The 15,471-nt window shown below is 64.4% G+C and carries 18 protein-coding genes; 8 read left to right on the top strand and 10 right to left on the bottom strand.

The window, feature by feature from the left end:
• Nucleotides 1–14: 14 nt before the first annotated feature.
• From BVH01_RS07400 to BVH01_RS07375, 6 genes are all read left to right on the top strand, one after another.
• Nucleotides 15–341: a sarcosine oxidase subunit delta gene (locus tag BVH01_RS07400; protein ID WP_075929732.1), complete on the top strand. Its 327-nt coding sequence runs from the start codon at nt 15–17 to the stop codon at nt 339–341.
• On the top strand, nt 338–3,355 hold the full coding sequence (locus BVH01_RS07395; protein WP_075929731.1) for a sarcosine oxidase subunit alpha: 3,018 nt from the start codon (nt 338–340) through the stop codon (nt 3,353–3,355). Before BVH01_RS07400 ends, BVH01_RS07395 begins: the two co-directional genes overlap by 4 nt.
• Complete coding sequence (locus tag BVH01_RS07390; RefSeq protein ID WP_075929730.1) at nt 3,348–3,977, top strand: sarcosine oxidase subunit gamma; 630 nt, start codon at nt 3,348–3,350, stop codon at nt 3,975–3,977. Before BVH01_RS07395 ends, BVH01_RS07390 begins: the two co-directional genes overlap by 8 nt.
• A 363-nt stretch (nt 3,978–4,340) precedes the next feature.
• A complete protein-coding gene (gene purU / locus BVH01_RS07385) occupies nt 4,341–5,198 on the top strand; it encodes a formyltetrahydrofolate deformylase (RefSeq protein ID WP_075929729.1) in 858 nt (285 codons plus the stop codon).
• Nucleotides 5,199–5,415: 217 nt separating this feature from the next.
• A complete protein-coding gene (gene fdhA / locus BVH01_RS07380; protein WP_075929728.1) occupies nt 5,416–6,615 on the top strand; it encodes a formaldehyde dehydrogenase, glutathione-independent in 1,200 nt (399 codons plus the stop codon).
• Nucleotides 6,616–6,722: 107 nt separating this feature from the next.
• Nucleotides 6,723–7,157, top strand: coding sequence for a VOC family protein (locus BVH01_RS07375; RefSeq protein ID WP_075929727.1), 435 nt, complete (start codon nt 6,723–6,725; stop codon nt 7,155–7,157).
• Between the two features lie 24 nt (nt 7,158–7,181).
• Here the strand turns inward: BVH01_RS07375 and BVH01_RS07370 are convergent, their stop codons facing one another.
• From BVH01_RS07370 to ubiE, 10 genes are all read right to left on the bottom strand, one after another.
• The gene (locus BVH01_RS07370; protein WP_075929726.1) at nt 7,182–8,075 is read right to left on the bottom strand and encodes an acyltransferase; all 894 of its coding nucleotides are present in this window, start codon (nt 8,073–8,075) and stop codon (nt 7,182–7,184) included.
• Between the two features lie 286 nt (nt 8,076–8,361).
• The gene (locus BVH01_RS07365; protein WP_075929725.1) at nt 8,362–9,069 is read right to left on the bottom strand and encodes a 16S rRNA (uracil(1498)-N(3))-methyltransferase; all 708 of its coding nucleotides are present in this window, start codon (nt 9,067–9,069) and stop codon (nt 8,362–8,364) included.
• Nucleotides 9,066–9,860 carry a twin-arginine translocase subunit TatC gene (gene tatC / locus BVH01_RS07360; protein WP_075929724.1) on the bottom strand — a complete coding sequence of 265 codons (795 nt, stop codon included), beginning with the start codon at nt 9,858–9,860 and terminating at the stop codon, nt 9,066–9,068. Before tatC ends, BVH01_RS07365 begins: the two co-directional genes overlap by 4 nt.
• Nucleotides 9,857–10,261, bottom strand: coding sequence for a Sec-independent protein translocase protein TatB (gene tatB / locus BVH01_RS07355; protein ID WP_075929723.1), 405 nt, complete (start codon nt 10,259–10,261; stop codon nt 9,857–9,859). Before tatB ends, tatC begins: the two co-directional genes overlap by 4 nt.
• 8 nt (nt 10,262–10,269) lie before the next feature.
• Nucleotides 10,270–10,545, bottom strand: coding sequence for a twin-arginine translocase TatA/TatE family subunit (locus tag BVH01_RS07350; RefSeq protein ID WP_075929722.1), 276 nt, complete (start codon nt 10,543–10,545; stop codon nt 10,270–10,272).
• Between the two features lie 24 nt (nt 10,546–10,569).
• Entirely contained in the window at nt 10,570–10,911 is a 342-nt protein-coding gene (locus tag BVH01_RS07345) for a phosphoribosyl-ATP diphosphatase (protein ID WP_075929721.1), read from the bottom strand.
• Nucleotides 10,904–11,305 carry a phosphoribosyl-AMP cyclohydrolase gene (gene hisI, locus BVH01_RS07340; protein WP_013793288.1) on the bottom strand — a complete coding sequence of 134 codons (402 nt, stop codon included), beginning with the start codon at nt 11,303–11,305 and terminating at the stop codon, nt 10,904–10,906. Before hisI ends, BVH01_RS07345 begins: the two co-directional genes overlap by 8 nt.
• A gap of 52 nt (nt 11,306–11,357) precedes the next feature.
• Nucleotides 11,358–12,965: a ubiquinone biosynthesis regulatory protein kinase UbiB gene (gene ubiB / locus BVH01_RS07335; protein ID WP_075929720.1), complete on the bottom strand. Its 1,608-nt coding sequence runs from the start codon at nt 12,963–12,965 to the stop codon at nt 11,358–11,360.
• Nucleotides 12,962–13,579, bottom strand: a complete 618-nt coding sequence (locus tag BVH01_RS07330; RefSeq protein ID WP_075929719.1) for an SCP2 domain-containing protein — start codon at nt 13,577–13,579, stop codon at nt 12,962–12,964. Before BVH01_RS07330 ends, ubiB begins: the two co-directional genes overlap by 4 nt.
• Nucleotides 13,579–14,349, bottom strand: coding sequence for a bifunctional demethylmenaquinone methyltransferase/2-methoxy-6-polyprenyl-1,4-benzoquinol methylase UbiE (gene ubiE / locus BVH01_RS07325; protein WP_027908587.1), 771 nt, complete (start codon nt 14,347–14,349; stop codon nt 13,579–13,581). The genes BVH01_RS07330 and ubiE overlap by 1 nt, the downstream gene beginning before the upstream one ends.
• A 337-nt stretch (nt 14,350–14,686) precedes the next feature.
• On the opposite strand from ubiE, the gene BVH01_RS07320 reads away from it, so the two are divergent.
• Entirely contained in the window at nt 14,687–14,965 is a 279-nt protein-coding gene (locus BVH01_RS07320) for a polyhydroxyalkanoic acid system family protein (RefSeq protein ID WP_075929718.1), read from the top strand.
• Nucleotides 14,966–15,145: 180 nt separating this feature from the next.
• The gene (locus BVH01_RS24285; RefSeq protein WP_139317793.1) at nt 15,146–15,376 is read left to right on the top strand and encodes a hypothetical protein; all 231 of its coding nucleotides are present in this window, start codon (nt 15,146–15,148) and stop codon (nt 15,374–15,376) included.
• Nucleotides 15,377–15,471 lie beyond the last annotated feature (95 nt).

The following is a 15,471-nucleotide window of genomic DNA, read 5'->3' as shown; positions in this document are numbered from 1 at the left end:
TGGAGGTACCGAGCATGTTGCACATCTTCTGCCCTCACTGTGGCGAACTGCGTTCCGAAGAAGAATTCCACGCTGGTGGCCAGGCGCACATCGCCCGTCCACTGAACCCGAACGCCTGCACCGACGCGGAGTGGGGCGAGTACCTGTTCTTCCGCGACAACCCGCGCGGCATCCACCACGAGCTGTGGATTCACGCAGCGGGCTGCCGCCAGTACTTCAACGTCACCCGTCACACGGTGAGCTACGAGATTCTCGAGACCTACAAGATCGGCGAGCGCCCCAGCGTGACTGAGGCTGGCATCGCCGCGAAAAAGGCCGCTGACCAAGGAGTAACGGCATGAGCCAGGTCAATCGTCTTTCCCAGGGTGGCCGCATCGACCGTAGCCAGCCGCTGACCTTCAACTTCAACGGCCAGACCTACCAGGGTTACGCCGGCGACACCCTGGCCGCTGCGCTGCTTGCCAATGGCGTCGACGTCGTCGGCCGCAGCTTCAAGTACTCGCGCCCGCGCGGCATCGTCGCTGCCGGTGCCGAAGAGCCCAATGCCGTGCTGCAGATCGGCTCCACCGAGGCGGCGCAGATCCCCAACGTGCGTGCCACCCAGCAGGCGCTGTACGCCAACCTGAGCGCTACCAGCACCAACGGCTGGCCGAGCGTCAATACTGACCTGATGGGCATCCTCGGCAAGGTCGGCGGTGGCATGATGCCGCCCGGTTTCTACTACAAGACCTTCATGTACCCGCAGAACCTGTGGCTGACCTACGAGAAGTACATTCGCAAGGCCGCCGGTCTCGGTCGTTCGCCGAAAGAAAACGACCCCGACATCTACGACTACATGAACCAGCACTGCGACGTGCTGGTGGTCGGTTCCGGCCCCGCCGGCCTGGCCGCAGCCCTGGCTGCCGGCCGTAGCGGTGCGCGGGTGATCCTGGCCGACGAGCAGGAAGAGCTCGGCGGCAGCCTGCTCTCCACCCGCGAGATGCTCGACGACAAGCCCGCTGCCGAGTGGGCCGCCAAGGCCATCGCCGAACTGCAGGCCATGCCGGAAGTGACCCTGCTGCCGCGTTCAACGGTCAACGGCTACCACGACCACAACTTCCTGACCATTCACCAGCGCCTCACCGACCATCTCGTTGAAGTCGCCCCCATGGGCCAGCCGCGTCAGCGCCTGCACCGGGTGCGTGCCGGTCGCGTGGTGCTGGCCACCGGCGCCCACGAGCGCCCGTTGGTGTATGGCAACAACGACGTGCCCGGCAACATGCTGGCCGACGCCGTGTCGACCTACGTGCGCCGCTACGGCGTGGCGCCCGGCCAGAAACTGGTGCTGTCGACCAACAACGATTACGCCTACCGCGTGGTGCTCGACTGGCTCGACGCCGGTCGCCAGGTGGTGGCCGTGGCCGACGCGCGCAGCAACCCGCGCGGCAGCTGGGTCGAGGAAGCGCGCCGGCGTGGCGTGCGGGTACTCACCGGCAGCGCCGTGGTCGAAGCGCGCGGCAGCAAGCGCGTCACTGGTGCGCGCATCTGCGCCATCGACGCCGCCAGGCACAAGGTCACCAGCCCCGGCGAGACCCTCGATTGCGACCTGATCACCAGTTCCGGCGGCTACAGCCCGGTCGTGCACCTGGCGTCGCACCTGGGTGGCCGTCCGGTCTGGCGTGAAGACATCCTCGCTTTCGTACCGGGTGAGGGCTTCCAGAAGCGTCATTGCGCCGGTGCCGTGAATGGCGTGTTCGGCATGGGCGACAGCCTGGCCGACGGTTTCGAAGCCGGTGCCAAGGCCGCCGCGGAAGTGGGCTTCCAGCCCGTTACCGGTACCCTGCCAAAGGCCGAGAAGCGTATCGAGGAAGCCACCATCGCGCTGTTCCAGGTGCCGCACGACAAGAACACCGCGCGTGCGCCTAAACAATTCGTCGACCAGCAGAACGACGTCACCGCCGCCGGCATCGAGCTGGCCACCCGCGAGGGCTTCGAGTCGGTCGAGCACGTCAAACGCTACACCGCGCTGGGTTTCGGCACCGACCAGGGCAAGCTGGGCAACATCAACGGCCTGGCCATCGCCGCCCGTTCGCTGGGCATCGGCATCGGTGAAATGGGCACCACCATGTTCCGCCCGAATTACACCCCGGTGACCTTCGGCGCCATCGCCGGCCGTCATTGCGGCGAGCTGTTCGAGCCCAAACGTTACACCGCTCTGCAGAAGTGGCACCTGCAGCAGGGCGCCGAGTTCGAGGACGTCGGCCAGTGGAAACGCCCCTGGTACTTCCCGAAGAACGGTGAAGACATGCATGCCGCCGTAGCCCGTGAATGCCTGGCCGTGCGCAATGCGGTGGGCATTCTCGATGCCTCGACCCTGGGCAAGATCGATATCCAGGGCCCGGATGCCCGCGAATTCCTCAACCGCGTGTACACCAACGCCTGGACCAAGCTGGACGTGGGCAAGGCCCGCTACGGCCTGATGTGCAAGGAAGACGGAATGGTATTCGACGACGGCGTCACCGCCTGTCTGGCCGACAACCATTTCGTCATGACCACCACCACCGGCGGCGCTGCCCGCGTGATGGAGTGGCTGGAAATCTATCATCAGACCGAATGGCCGGAGCTGAAGGTGTACTTCACCTCGGTCACCGACCACTGGGCGACCCTGACCCTGTCCGGCCCCAACAGCCGCAAGCTCTTGGCCGAAGTCACCGACATCGATCTGGACAAGGACGCCTTCCCGTTCATGACCTGGAAGGAAGGCAAGGTCGCTGGCGTACCGGCTCGCGTGTTCCGCATTTCCTTCACCGGTGAGCTGAGCTACGAAGTCAACGTGCAGGCCGATTACGCTCTGGGCGTTCTCGAGCAGATCGCCGAGGCCGGCAAGAAGCACGGCCTGACGCCTTACGGCACCGAGACCATGCACGTGTTGCGCGCCGAGAAGGGCTTCATCATCGTCGGCCAGGACACCGACGGTTCGGTCACCCCGGACGACCTGGGCATGGGCTGGTGCGTCGGTCGCACCAAGCCGTTCTCCTGGATCGGCTGGCGCGGCATGAACCGCGAGGACTGCCTGAAGGAAAACCGCAAGCAGCTGATCGGCCTCAAGCCGGTGGATCCGAACAAGGTGCTGCCGGAAGGCGCCCAGCTGGTGTTCGATCCCAAGCAGTCGATTCCGATGACCATGGTCGGTCACGTCACGTCCAGCTACATGAGCGCCGCGATGGGCCATTCCTTCGCCATGGCCCTGGTCAGGGGCGGCCTCAAGCGCATCGGCGAGCGCGTGTTCGCACCGCTGGTCGATGGCAGCGTGATCGAAGCCGAAATCGTCAGCCCCGTGTTCTATGACCCGAAAGGGGACCGCCAGAATGTCTAACGTCAATGTTTACGAGCAACGCCCCGCCGACATCGCCGGGCAATCGCCGCTGCACCACGCCGGCTTGCACGAGCTGGCCGGCAAGGGCCGCACCGGCGCTGGGGTGACGCTGCGCGAGAAGAAACTGCTGGGCCACCTGGTGCTGCGTGGCGATGCCGACGACGCCAACTTCGCCGGCGGCGTGCACAAGGCCCTGGGCCTGGAGCTGCCGGGCGCCCTGATGCTGGTAGCCAGCGGCGATACCTCGCTGCAATGGCTGGGCCCGGATGAATGGCTGCTGATCGTGCCTGGCGGCAGCGAGCTCGAGGTCGAGCGCAAGCTGCGCGAGGCCCTCGACGGCCAGCACATCTCGGTGGTCAACGTCAGCGGTGGGCAAACCTTGCTGGAGCTGTCCGGGCCGAAGGTGCGCGAACTGCTGATGAAGTCCAGCAGCTACGACGTGCACCCGAACAACTTCCCGGTGGGCAAGGCCGTGGGCACGGTGTTCGCCAAATCCCAGCTGGTGATTCGCCACACCGGCGAAGACACCTGGGAACTGCTGATTCGTCGCAGCTTCTCCGACTACTTCTGGCTGTGGCTGCAGGATGCCAGCGCCGAGTACGGGTTGGCTGTGGAGGCTTGAGGACATTGGAACCGTAGGGTGGACGACGCTTTTTTCGTCCACCTTGGGATCGCAACGGTGGATGGGGCGGGCCGCGTAGGTGAAGCGTCATCGACCCTACGTGACTGAGTTTTCGTTTCGCTAAGCGGTATGTTCAAGCAGAGGCGGGCATTGGTGATTTACTGTGGGGAGGGCGGGGACGCCTAGTCCATGCCCGCGAAAAGTCACGGGCATGGACTAGGCGTCCCCGCCCGTTCCCACAGACCGTCGCTCCTGCTTTAGCTTCACCACTCCCAAAGGCTGCGCACAGGTGCAGCCAACGACGCTCCAGATCGTGCACTGCCGGTCAGCGCATGGGAGCGATCACCATAAGGAATCGCTTTCATGAGCCGTACCCCCGACACCTGGATTCTCACCGCCCACTGCCCCAGCGTGCTGGGCACCGTGGATGTGGTGACCCGCTACCTGTTCGAGCAGGGCTGCTACGTCACCGAGCACCACAGCTTCGATGATCGCCTGGCCAGTCGCTTCTTCATCCGTGTCGAATTCCGCACCCAGGCCGATTTCGACGAGGCGACCTTCCTCGCCGGCCTCAACGAGCGCACTGCGCCGTTCGACATGCGCACCGAGCTGACGCCGCCGGGCTACCGCGCCAAGGTGGTGATCATGGTGTCCAAGGCCGATCACTGCCTCAATGACCTGCTCTACCGCCAGCGCACCGGCCAGTTGCCGATGGACATCACCGCCATCGTCTCCAACCACCCGGATCTCAAGCCGCTCGCCGACTGGCACGGCATCCCGTACCACCACTTTCCGCTCGACCCCAACGACAAGCCCGCCCAGGAGCGCCGGGTGATGCAGGTGGTCGAGGACACCGGCGCCGAGCTGGTGGTGCTTGCCCGCTACATGCAGGTGCTGTCCGCCGACCTGTGCCGCAAGCTCGACGGCCGGGCGATCAACATCCATCACTCGCTGCTACCCGGCTTCAAGGGCGCCAAGCCGTATCACCAGGCGTACCAGAAGGGCGTGAAACTGGTCGGCGCCACAGCGCACTTCATCAACAACGACCTGGATGAAGGGCCGATCATCACCCAGGGAGTGGAAAGCGTCGATCATGCGCATTACCCCGAGGATCTGGTGGCAAAAGGCCGCGATATCGAATGCCTGACCCTGGCCCGCGCGGTCGGTTACTTCCTCGAGCGCCGGGTGTTTCTCAACGCCAATCGGACCGTAGTCCTCTAACCTGAGGCGGTGCCGCGCAGAGAACGGCGGCTGTCGGTTTTGCATCCGCGGCTGCGCCATACGCTAGCTAGTCTGGCTAGACCATTCGCGCTGCCCTCACCGTCAGCACGACAGCTCGGTAGCCGTCCTGCCCTTACCGGCGGGTGCCGAGACAGACGCTTCAATACTCCATCGCAAGACCTCGCGCCTTGCATCCACAAGAAGAAAGGAGATTCATATGTCTGGTAATCGCGGTGTCGTCTATCTCGGCACAGGCAAGGTCGAAGTCCAGAAGATCGACTATCCGAAGATGCAGGATCCGCGCGGTCGCAAGATCGAGCACGGCGTCATTCTGAAGGTCGTTTCCACCAACATCTGCGGCTCCGACCAGCACATGGTGCGCGGCCGTACCACCGCCCAGGTCGGCCTGGTGCTCGGTCACGAGATCACCGGTGAAGTGATCGAGAAGGGCAGCGACGTCGAGAACCTGAAGATCGGTGATCTGGTCTCGGTACCGTTCAACGTCGCCTGCGGCCGCTGCCGTTCCTGCAAGGAACAACACACCGGCGTGTGCCTGACCGTCAACCCGGCGCGTGCCGGCGGCGCTTACGGTTACGTGGACATGGGCGACTGGACTGGCGGCCAGGCCGAGTACGTGCTGGTGCCGTATGCCGACTTCAACCTGCTCAAGCTGCCGAATCGCGACAAGGCGATGGAGAAGATCCGCGATCTGACCTGCCTCTCCGACATCCTGCCGACCGGTTACCACGGCGCCGTGACCGCTGGCGTTGGCCCGGGTAGCACGGTGTACATCGCCGGTGCCGGACCGGTCGGCCTGGCTGCAGCGGCCTCGGCGCGTCTGTTGGGCGCGGCGGTGGTGATCGTCGGTGACGTCAACCCGGTGCGCCTGGCGCACGCCAAGGCCCAGGGTTTCGAAATCGCCGACCTGTCCAAGGACACCCCGCTGCATGAGCAGATCGCTGACCTGCTCGGTGAGCCGGAAGTGGATTGCGCGGTCGATGCGGTGGGCTTCGAGGCCCGCGGCCATGGCCATGCCGGTGCCCAGCACGAGGCGCCGGCCACGGTGCTCAACTCGTTGATGGGCGTGGTTCGGGTCGCCGGCAAGATCGGCATTCCCGGCCTCTACGTCACCGAAGATCCGGGCGCGGTGGACGCCGCTGCGAAGATCGGCAGCCTGAGCATCCGCTTCGGCCTTGGCTGGGCCAAGTCGCATAGCTTCCATACCGGGCAGACCCCGGTGATGAAGTACAACCGCGCCCTGATGCAGGCCATCATGTGGGATCGCATCAACATCGCCGAAGTGGTTGGCGTGCAGGTGATCAGCCTGGACGACGCTCCGCGCGGTTACGGCGAGTTCGATGCCGGCGTGCCGAAGAAATTCGTCATCGACCCGCACAAGACCTTCAGCGCAGCCTGAAGCAGAAAAGCGGAGCCACAAGGCTCCGCTTTTTCTTTACCTTCCTTTTTCATTCCTGTGGTCAGCACGGCTGCTACCCTGTCAGGCTCGACCTGCAGGAGCACCTCATGAGCTTTGACCGGCGGATTTCCCTGATCACCCTGGGCGTGGCCGATGTACAGGCCAGCGCCGCCTTCTATGAACGCCTGGGCTGGACGCGCTCGTCCGCGTCCCAGGAGCAGATCGTCTTCATCAAGCTCAAGGGCCTTGCCCTGGGGCTGTTCTCACGCGATGAGCTGGCCATGGACGCCAATTTGCCCGAAGCCGGCCCTGCAGGCTTTTCCGGCATCACCCTGGCGCACAATCTGGAAAGCCCCGAGGCCGTGGACGCGGCCATGGCGCTCGCTGTCGCCTCGGGAGCGCAGCAGGTCAAGGCGCCGGAGAAGGTGTTCTGGGGTGGCTATTCAGGGTACTTCGCCGATCCGGACGGCCACCTTTGGGAGCTGGCGCACAATCCCTTCGCGCCGCTGGACGAGGCCGGCCATATGATCCTGCCGGACTGATGAAGTCGTTTGGCTGGGGCAGGCTCAGCCCTTGGCTTCCTGCTTCAGCTGGGTGATCAGCGCATCCTTCTCTTCCCAAAGGCCGCTGACCCAGTCCTGTACGTACAGGCGGAAATCCGCATCGTTCTGGTAGTCACCCTGCCACAGCGCCGGCTCCAGCGGCCGGGTGCGGATATCCATGATGACCTTTGGCACCTGGCCGCTGATCAGCTTCCAGAAACCGGGCGGGGTGTCCTCGGCATAAATGATGGTGACATCCAGAATGGCGTCGAGCTGCTCGCCCAGGGCCGCGAGTACGAAGGCCACCCCGCCGGCTTTGGGCTTGAGCAGGTGCTGATAGGGCGAGCCCTGCTGGGCCTGCTTGGCGGGCGTGAAGCGCGTGCCTTCCAGGTAATTGACCACGGTAACCGGCAGATCCCGGAATTTCTCGCAAGCGCGGCGGGTGATTTCCAGGTCCTGGCCCTTGAGCTGCGGGTACTTCTCCAGCTTGGCCTTGCTGTAGCGCTTCATGAAGGGGTAATCCAGCGCCCAGAACGCCAGGCCGAGAAAGGGCACCCAGATCAGCTGCTGTTTGAGGAAGAATTTGAAGTAGGGCGTCTTGCGGTTGAAGGCCTGCACCAGCGCGGGAATGTCGACCCACGACTGGTGGTTGCTGATGACCAGGTAGGACGTGTCCTGGCGCAGCTCGGCGTTGCCGCGGATATCCCACTGGGTCGGCGTGAGCGCCGCGAAGATGCGCTTGCAGTTCTCGGCCCAGGCTTCGGCGATATGCATCACCTGGCGCGAACAGGCCGCCTTCAGCGCCTGGCCGGGCAGCACGAACTTGCCGAGGGCGATGAACATCATCGGCCCGATGAGAATCAGCGTGTTGAGCAGCAACAGCAGGATGACGGTGATGCCGGTGAGCAGACGGCGCATGACAGCTCCTTGAGGGCACGAGGTATTCATCATAGGCAGACCGCATGCTGGCGCCAAATCGTTGCTCAGGGCAAGGCGTTACCGGATGTCCTGCTGCTACGCGATGGCCTTGGTAAGGCAGAAGCAGACACTCAAACCAACCTGTGGGAGCCCCGACCTCGGGGCGAAACGATTGCAGCCTGACTGCCTATTTCGGCGGTGCCTGAGCGATTCGCCGCGAGGTCGCGGCTCCCACAATGGATCGGATAACGGCCGCTACCGCCACTAAGCCGCCCTCGTGCACCGCTCAGAACAACCTGGCCAATAGCGCGGTAACAGCCGTTTCCACCCGCAAGATCCGCTCACCCAGCTGCACTGGCTTGAGGCCGGCCTCGGCCAGCTTGTCCACTTCGTAGGGAATCCAACCGCCTTCCGGGCCGATGGCCAGGGTTACCGCTTGCTCGACGGCGCGGGGGCAGGCCGGGTAGTCGCCGGGGTGCCCGGTCAGGCCTAGCGTACCGGCGGCCAGCTGGGGCAGACGATCCTCGACGAAGGGCTTGAAGCGCTTCTCGATGATCACCTCGGGCAGTACGGTATCCCGGGCCTGCTCCAGGCCCAGGATCAACTGCTCGCGAATCGCTTCCGGCTCCAGAAAGGGCGTCTGCCAGAAGCTTTTCTCCACCCGGTAGCTGTTGAGCAGCACCAGCCGCGGCACGCCCATGGAGCTGACGCTCTGCAGCACGCGCTTGAGCATCTTCGGGCGCGGCAGGGCGAGCAGCAGGGTGATCGGCAATTTGGCCGGTGGCGGCTGGTCGAAGGCGACCTGGAGTTCCGCGCTCGCCCCATCGAGCTGCAACAGCTGGCCACGACCCATCTGCCCGCCAAGGCGGCCGACACGCAAGGTGGCGCCGTTCTCGGCACGGTGTACTTCATTGAGATGGGTGAGGCGGCGACCGCTCAGGCGCACCCGGTCGGCGGCGATGAAGTCACCGTCCTCGAGCAGCAGCAGATTCATGGCTGGACGCTGGGCGGCTGGTCGGTCGGTGCGTTTTCGTCTTCCTCATCCGGCTGGCCGCGGCGCGTGCGGATCAGGCTGCCGGCCAGGATGCCCAGTTCGAACAGCAGCCACATCGGGACGGCGAGCAGGGTCTGCGAGAAGATGTCCGGCGGGGTGAGGATCATGCCGACCACGAAGCAGCCGATGATCACGTAAGGGCGGATCTTGCGCAGGTATTCGACGTCGACGATGCCGATCCAGATCAGCAGCACCACCGCGACCGGGATCTCGAACGCCACGCCGAAGGCGAAGAACAGCGTCATCACGAAGTCGAGGTAGCTGGCGATGTCGGTCATCATCGACACGCCTTCGGGCGTCACGCTGGCGAAGAAGTGGAAGATGATCGGGAATACCAGGAAGTAGGCGAAGGCCATGCCGGCGTAGAACAGGATGATGCTGGAGATCAGCAGCGGAATGGCAATGCGCTTTTCGTGCTTGTACAGCCCCGGGGCGATGAAGCCCCAGACCTGGTGCAGGATCACCGGCATGGCCAGGAATACCGCGACGATCATGGTCAGCTTGAAGGGCGTGAGGAACGGCGAGGCCACGTCGGTGGCGATCATCGTTGCGCCTTCGGGCAGGTACTGGCGCAGCGGCGCCGAGACCAGGGTGTAGATCTTCTGCGCGAAGTAGAACAGGCAGGCGAAGATCAGAAAGATCGCCGCCACGCAGCGCAGCAGACGGGTGCGCAATTCGGCGAGGTGGGAAACCAGCGGCATTTCCTGGTCGTTGTCGGGCAGTCGACTCATGGTTGCGGCGTCTTGTCCTGGCTGGCGACGGGCGCCGTGGAGGGCGGTGTTGCAGGCGCTGGAGCGGGCTCCACCGGCGCTTGCGCAGCGGGCTCGGCAGCGGTGCTCGGTTGCATGGCAGGCGGCGGCACGCTGGCCTGGGGCGCCGGCGGCAGGATGTCGTTCTTGACCGCCTGCATCTCGCGCTCCAGTTCGAGGATGCGTTCGTTATGCAGTTGCCGGCGTATTTCGTCAGCGCCGATCTCACGCTCGACTTCCGACTTGATCGCGTTGAAGCTGCGCTTGATGCGCCCGATCCACAATCCGGCGGTGCGCGCCGCACCTGGCAGGCGCTCGGGGCCGAGCACCAGCAGGGCGATCAGCCCGACCAGCAGCAGCTCGCTGAAACTGATACCGAACATGCTTTGCCTCAGTCTTTGCGCAGCGGTTCTTCGACCTTGCTGGCCTGGCCTTCAACGGTGTGCGGCTGGCTCAGCGGTGCTTGTTGCTGGTAAGGCTGTTGCGGTTGCTGCGGCTGTTGCGCGTGCGGCTCGGCCGGCTTGCCGTCTTCCTCGTTCATCGCCTTGCGGAAACCCTTGATGGTTTCACCGAGGTCGGAACCCAGGTTCTTGAGTTTCTTGGTACCGAACACCAGCACCACGACGATCAGAATGACGACCCAGTGTTTCCAGTCGAAAATGCCCATGTTTCGTAGTCCTCGTCAGCGTCTTTATTGAGTGTCGCTGTCGCTGCGCGCGGCTTTTTCCGCGTGCCCCGACAGGCCGAAACGGCGATCCAGTTCGTCCAGCACCGCTTGCGGGTGCTGATCCAGCGCGGCCAGCATGACCAGGCTGTGGAACCACAGGTCGGCGGTTTCGTAGATCAGGTCGCTGCAGTCGCCGCTGCTGGCGGCGTCCTTGGCGGCAAGAATGGTTTCCACCGATTCTTCGCCGACCTTCTCCAGAATCTTGTTCAGGCCCTTGTGGTACAGGCTGGCCACGTACGAGCTGTCCGGTGCCGCGCCCTTGCGCGACTCCAGCACCTCGGCCAGGCGCTTGAGGGTATCAGTCATGGCGGTGCTCCGGCGAATAGATGGTGTGCGGATCTTTCAGCACCGCATCGACGGTTTTCCAGGCACCGTTTTCGAACACCCGATAGAAGCAGCTCTCGCGGCCGGTGTGGCAGGCGATGCCGCCCAACTGCTCGACCATCAGCACGATCACGTCGGCGTCGCAGTCCAGGCGCAGCTCGTGGAGTTTCTGCACATGGCCGGACTCCTCGCCCTTGCGCCACAGCTTGCCGCGCGAACGTGACCAATAAATGGCGCGCTGCTCGCTGGCGGTCAACGCCAGGGCTTCGCGGTTCATCCAGGCCATCATCAGGATGCGCCCGGTCTGGTAGTCCTGCGCGATGGCCGGGATCAGGCCGTTGTCGTCCCACTTGATTGCATCTAGCCAGTCGTTCATTGCATTTCCATCTTCAATCGAAGCCAAGTGTGCCAGCCGGGACGCGGGCTGGCTATCGGCGCAGGACCAGGTACAGACCGCTGGCGCCCATCAGCCAGGCCGGCCAGGCCGTGGCGGGTTCGCTCAGGTTGCCCAGGCCGAGGGCCGTCACCACACCGCCGCCGATCAGCGCGGCGCCGATCAGCCGCACCGCCCAACCATCACGCTCGCGCCATGGCGGTGGCGGGTCGTTGGCGTGGGGCTGGGCCATGCGCTCGAGCAGGCTGCGGGTCATGTTGGCCAGGTGCGGCAATTGCTCGACCTGGCTCTGCAGGTTGTGCATGACGTTGCGTGGGCTGACGCGCTCGCGCATCCAGCGCTCCAGGAATGGCTGGGCAGTGGTCCACAGGTCCAGGTCGGGGTACAGCTGGCGGCCCAGACCCTCGATGTTCAGCAGGGTCTTCTGCAGCAGCACCAGTTGCGGCTGGATCTCCATGTTGAAGCGTCGTGCGGTCTGGAACAGGCGCATCAGCAGCAGGCCGAAGGAGATGTCCTTGAGGGGGCGTTCGAAGATCGGCTCGCAGACGGTACGGATCGCCGCCTCGAAGTCGTTGACCTGGGTCTCCTGGGGCACCCAGCCCGAATCGATGTGCAGTTGCGCCACTTTGCGGTAGTCACGTTTGAAGAAGGCCACCAGGTTACGCGCGAGGTAGTCCTGGTCCTCGGGGGTGAGGCTGCCGATGATGCCGCAGTCGATGGCGATGTACTGCGGGTTCCACGGCGTGCGGGTGCTGACGAAGATGTTGCCCGGGTGCATGTCGGCGTGAAAGAAGCTGTGGGTGAACACCTGGGTGAAGAAGATCTCCACGCCGCGCTCGGCCAGCAGTTTCATGTCGGTGCGCTGGTCGGCCAGGGTTACCATGTCGTTGACCGGAATGCCGTAGATGCGCTCCATCACCAGCACCTTGGGGCGGCACCAGTCCCAGTACACCTGCGGCACGTAGAGCAGGCCGGAGTCCTCGAAATTGCGCCGCAGCTGGCTGGCGTTGGCGGCCTCACGCAGCAGGTCGAGCTCGTCGTAGATGGTCTTCTCGTAGTCGCTGACCACATCCACCGGGTGCAGGCGGCGGGCTTCGGCCGAGGCGCGTTCGGCGATTTTGGCGAGTAGGAACAGCCAGGCCATGTCGGCTTTGATCACCGGCTTGAGGCCGGGGCGCACCACCTTGACCACCACTTCCTCGCCGCTTTTCAGCTGTGCGGCGTGCACCTGGGCCACCGAGGCCGAGGCCAGTGGCGCGGTGTCGAAACGGGCGAAGGCCACGCTCACCGGCACGCCGAGCTGCTCTTCGATCAGCGCCAGGGACTTGGCCGGGTCGAACGGCGGTACGCGGTCCTGCAGGTGCGCCAGTTCGTCGGCGATATCCGGCGGCAGCAGATCGCGGCGGGTGGACAGCAACTGACCGAACTTGATGAAGATCGGCCCCAGCTCCTCCAGCGCCAGGCGCAGGCTTTCGCCGCGGCTGCGCGACGACTTGCCGCGCGGCACCCAGCGCCATGGCAGCAGGAAGCGCGGCGCGCGCAGCCAGAACGGCAGCGGCAGGGCGAACAGCAGGTCATCGAGGCGGTAGCGGATGACCACGTAGAGGATGCGCAACAGACGACGAACGGCAAGCAGCTTCATGCGATGGGCTTATGGCGTTGGGCGAGGCGCTCGATGCGCGCGTCGAGACGGTCAAGGGAAAGTTTCAGGTCATCGAGTTCGGCAAAACGCGCGTCGGCCTCGCGTCGGCCGACCAGGGTGCGCGATTCTTCGCTGAGGTAGTCGGCCAGGCTGAGTTGCAGGCTGTGCAGGTTCTCCCGCGTCCAGCCGGCGCGGCTGCGCAGGTGGCCAGCCAGCAGCGCCGTGGGCAGCGGGCCGAGCCAGCGCGACAGCTCGTACTCCCAGTCCAGATCCAGATCCTGCAGCACACCGGCCAGCTCCATCAGCGCGCCGCTGTCGCCATCGAGTTCGACCTCGGGCTCGTGCAGCACCGCCTGCTTGTCCCGGGCCAGGGCCAGGCGCAGCAGGGCGCTGGCGGGGGCACGCAGGGTGCAGTCGACCGCGCCGGCCCATTGCCCGGCCAGGCGCAGCCCCTGGCCGTCGGCGAGAATGAACATCTGCAGTGACGGCGACTGGGCCTGCACCGCGATCACCCGGCCATTGAGCTTGGCCAGGCGAGGCAGAGCGGTGCTGTCCAGCTCGAGCACACGGTTGAGGCCGCGCTCGACGGCCGCCAGCAGGGCCTGGGTGAGCATCAGGGCTTGATACCGCGGTGCAGGGCGACGATGCCGCCGGTCATGTTGTGGTAGGTCACGCGGTCGAAACCGGCGTCCAGCATCATCGCCTTGAGGGTGTCCTGGTCCGGGTGCATGCGGATCGACTCGGCCAGGTAGCGGTAGCTGTCGGCGTCGTTGGTGACCAGCTTGCCCACCAGCGGCATGAAGTTGAACGAATAGGTGTCGTAGACTTTGGACAGCAGGCTGCTCTTGGGCTTGGAGAACTCCAGCACCAGCAGGCGGCCGCCCGGCTTGAGCACGCGCAGCATGGAGGCGATGGCCGCGTCCTTGTGGGTGACGTTGCGCAGGCCGAAGGCAATGGTCACACAGTCGAAATGATTGTCCGGGAAAGGCAGCTTCTCGGCATCGGCCTGCACGAAGGAAATGTTGCCGGACACGCCGCGGTCGAGCAGGCGGTCGCGGCCAACCTTGAGCATCGAAGCGTTGATGTCGGCCAGCACCACTTCGCCGGTCTCGCCGACGATGCGCGAGAACTGGCGGGCCAGGTCACCGGTGCCGCCAGCGATGTCGAGCACCCGGTTGCCGCTGCGCACGCCGGACAGCTCGATGGTGAAGCGCTTCCACAGGCGATGCATGCCGCCGGAGAGCAGGTCGTTCATCAGGTCGTACTTGGCGGCCACCGAATGGAACACCTCGGCGACCTTTTCCGCCTTGCGGCTTTCCGGAACGTCCTGGAAACCGAAGTGGGTGGTGGGTTCGCTGCTGTCGTTCTTGCGCGGATCGTTCATGTGGCCCTTTTCCTGAAGTCCGGGAGGCGTTGGCGTCTGCTCAGTGTGCGGGCTTGGAGCCCAGCATGGCGTGACCGTGATCATGAGACAGCGCCGGGCTCATCTCATCGCAGCATGCCACTGAGTCAGACAAGCGAAAAGGCGAGTTTACCGAGGTAAATAAGCGTTTCCATCGAGTACTGCACGGCAGGCCGCTTCACGGCCTGTTCAACCGCTTGCACAACGCCGAGTGGGGCATTCTAAACCCAAAAGCCGGGCGCCGGCTGCACGCGTGGTAGTGGGCCTGTGGGCGCATCTTGTATATTGCCCCGCCCGCGTTTCAGTCAGGAGAGCCATGATGGCCAGAATCACCGTCGACCGCCCCCACAATCTGGGCATCGAGGCCGCCCGTGGCAAGGCTGAAAAGCTCGCCGAACGCCTGGCCCGCGAGTACGACGTGCGCTACCAGTGGAAGGGCGACACCCTGGAATTCAAACGCAGCGGCGCCGACGGCTGGCTCGCCGTCAGCGAAAACCGCGTGCAGCTGCAACTCAACCTCGGCCTGCTGCTGTCGGTGATGAGCGGCAAGATCAAGAGCGAGATCGAGGAAGTGCTGGATAAGGAGTTGAGTGCTTGACATTTAGGCATCTTGGGCTAAAGGCAGTCCGGCTAAATTGAGCGGTTTGTCACGTCCCTTGGTCGTAGATACATCGCAATATAGTGAAATGAGAATCTCGTCTCTCGGCGGGACAGATCCGGATGGCAAAGTGTTTAATCGCCGCTAAGGGATGATTCACTTTTCCAGGTACGGATTTTCATGCGCTCGTGTTTCCCGCTGTTGCTCATTGCAGTGCCGTTCACTGCACTTGCTCAAACGCCCCCCATCGATCTGCCCGCGAACCGCCAGACGCCGCTGACCCAGGATCTGATACGCGACCGTCAGGAGCGCCTGCTCGACGAGCAGCAACAGCGCCTGCAGGAATTGCAGCAGTTGCTGGGCAAACGTGCCGAGCCGACGGCGCGGCCTTGGCCTATGACGTCGGCGTGATCAGCCACGACGAACACAACTCGGGGGGCAGTGGCCGCCTGAGCGGCCATGCCCTGGAGTTCAGCGCCCGTGGTGAGCACCTGGCTGCCAGCGTC

It is taken from the genome of Pseudomonas sp. PA1(2017) (assembly GCF_001945375.1).
GTDB lineage: Bacteria > Pseudomonadota > Gammaproteobacteria > Pseudomonadales > Pseudomonadaceae > Aquipseudomonas.
This window is presented reverse-complemented; position numbering and strand designations above follow the sequence as displayed.

Bases quoted from the DNA above. Each gene is read 5' to 3' on its own strand.
- BVH01_RS07400 (WP_075929732.1), top strand. From the start codon at position 15: ATGTTGCACATCTTCTGCCCTCACTGTGGCGAACTGCGTTCCGAAGAA.
- BVH01_RS07395 (WP_075929731.1), top strand. From the start codon at position 338: ATGAGCCAGGTCAATCGTCTTTCCCAGGGTGGCCGCATCGACCGTAGC.
- BVH01_RS07390 (WP_075929730.1), top strand. From the start codon at position 3,348: ATGTCTAACGTCAATGTTTACGAGCAACGCCCCGCCGACATCGCCGGG.
- purU (WP_075929729.1), top strand. From the start codon at position 4,341: ATGAGCCGTACCCCCGACACCTGGATTCTCACCGCCCACTGCCCCAGC.
- fdhA (WP_075929728.1), top strand. From the start codon at position 5,416: ATGTCTGGTAATCGCGGTGTCGTCTATCTCGGCACAGGCAAGGTCGAA.
- BVH01_RS07375 (WP_075929727.1), top strand. From the start codon at position 6,723: ATGAGCTTTGACCGGCGGATTTCCCTGATCACCCTGGGCGTGGCCGAT.
- BVH01_RS07370 (WP_075929726.1), bottom strand. From the start codon at position 8,075: ATGCGCCGTCTGCTCACCGGCATCACCGTCATCCTGCTGTTGCTGCTC.
- BVH01_RS07365 (WP_075929725.1), bottom strand. From the start codon at position 9,069: ATGAATCTGCTGCTGCTCGAGGACGGTGACTTCATCGCCGCCGACCGG.
- tatC (WP_075929724.1), bottom strand. From the start codon at position 9,860: ATGAGTCGACTGCCCGACAACGACCAGGAAATGCCGCTGGTTTCCCAC.
- tatB (WP_075929723.1), bottom strand. From the start codon at position 10,261: ATGTTCGGTATCAGTTTCAGCGAGCTGCTGCTGGTCGGGCTGATCGCC.
- BVH01_RS07350 (WP_075929722.1), bottom strand. From the start codon at position 10,545: ATGGGCATTTTCGACTGGAAACACTGGGTCGTCATTCTGATCGTCGTG.
- BVH01_RS07345 (WP_075929721.1), bottom strand. From the start codon at position 10,911: ATGACTGATACCCTCAAGCGCCTGGCCGAGGTGCTGGAGTCGCGCAAG.
- hisI (WP_013793288.1), bottom strand. From the start codon at position 11,305: ATGAACGACTGGCTAGATGCAATCAAGTGGGACGACAACGGCCTGATC.
- ubiB (WP_075929720.1), bottom strand. From the start codon at position 12,965: ATGAAGCTGCTTGCCGTTCGTCGTCTGTTGCGCATCCTCTACGTGGTC.
- BVH01_RS07330 (WP_075929719.1), bottom strand. From the start codon at position 13,579: ATGCTCACCCAGGCCCTGCTGGCGGCCGTCGAGCGCGGCCTCAACCGT.
- ubiE (WP_027908587.1), bottom strand. From the start codon at position 14,349: ATGAACGATCCGCGCAAGAACGACAGCAGCGAACCCACCACCCACTTC.
- BVH01_RS07320 (WP_075929718.1), top strand. From the start codon at position 14,687: ATGGCCAGAATCACCGTCGACCGCCCCCACAATCTGGGCATCGAGGCC.
- BVH01_RS24285 (WP_139317793.1), top strand. From the start codon at position 15,146: ATGCGCTCGTGTTTCCCGCTGTTGCTCATTGCAGTGCCGTTCACTGCA.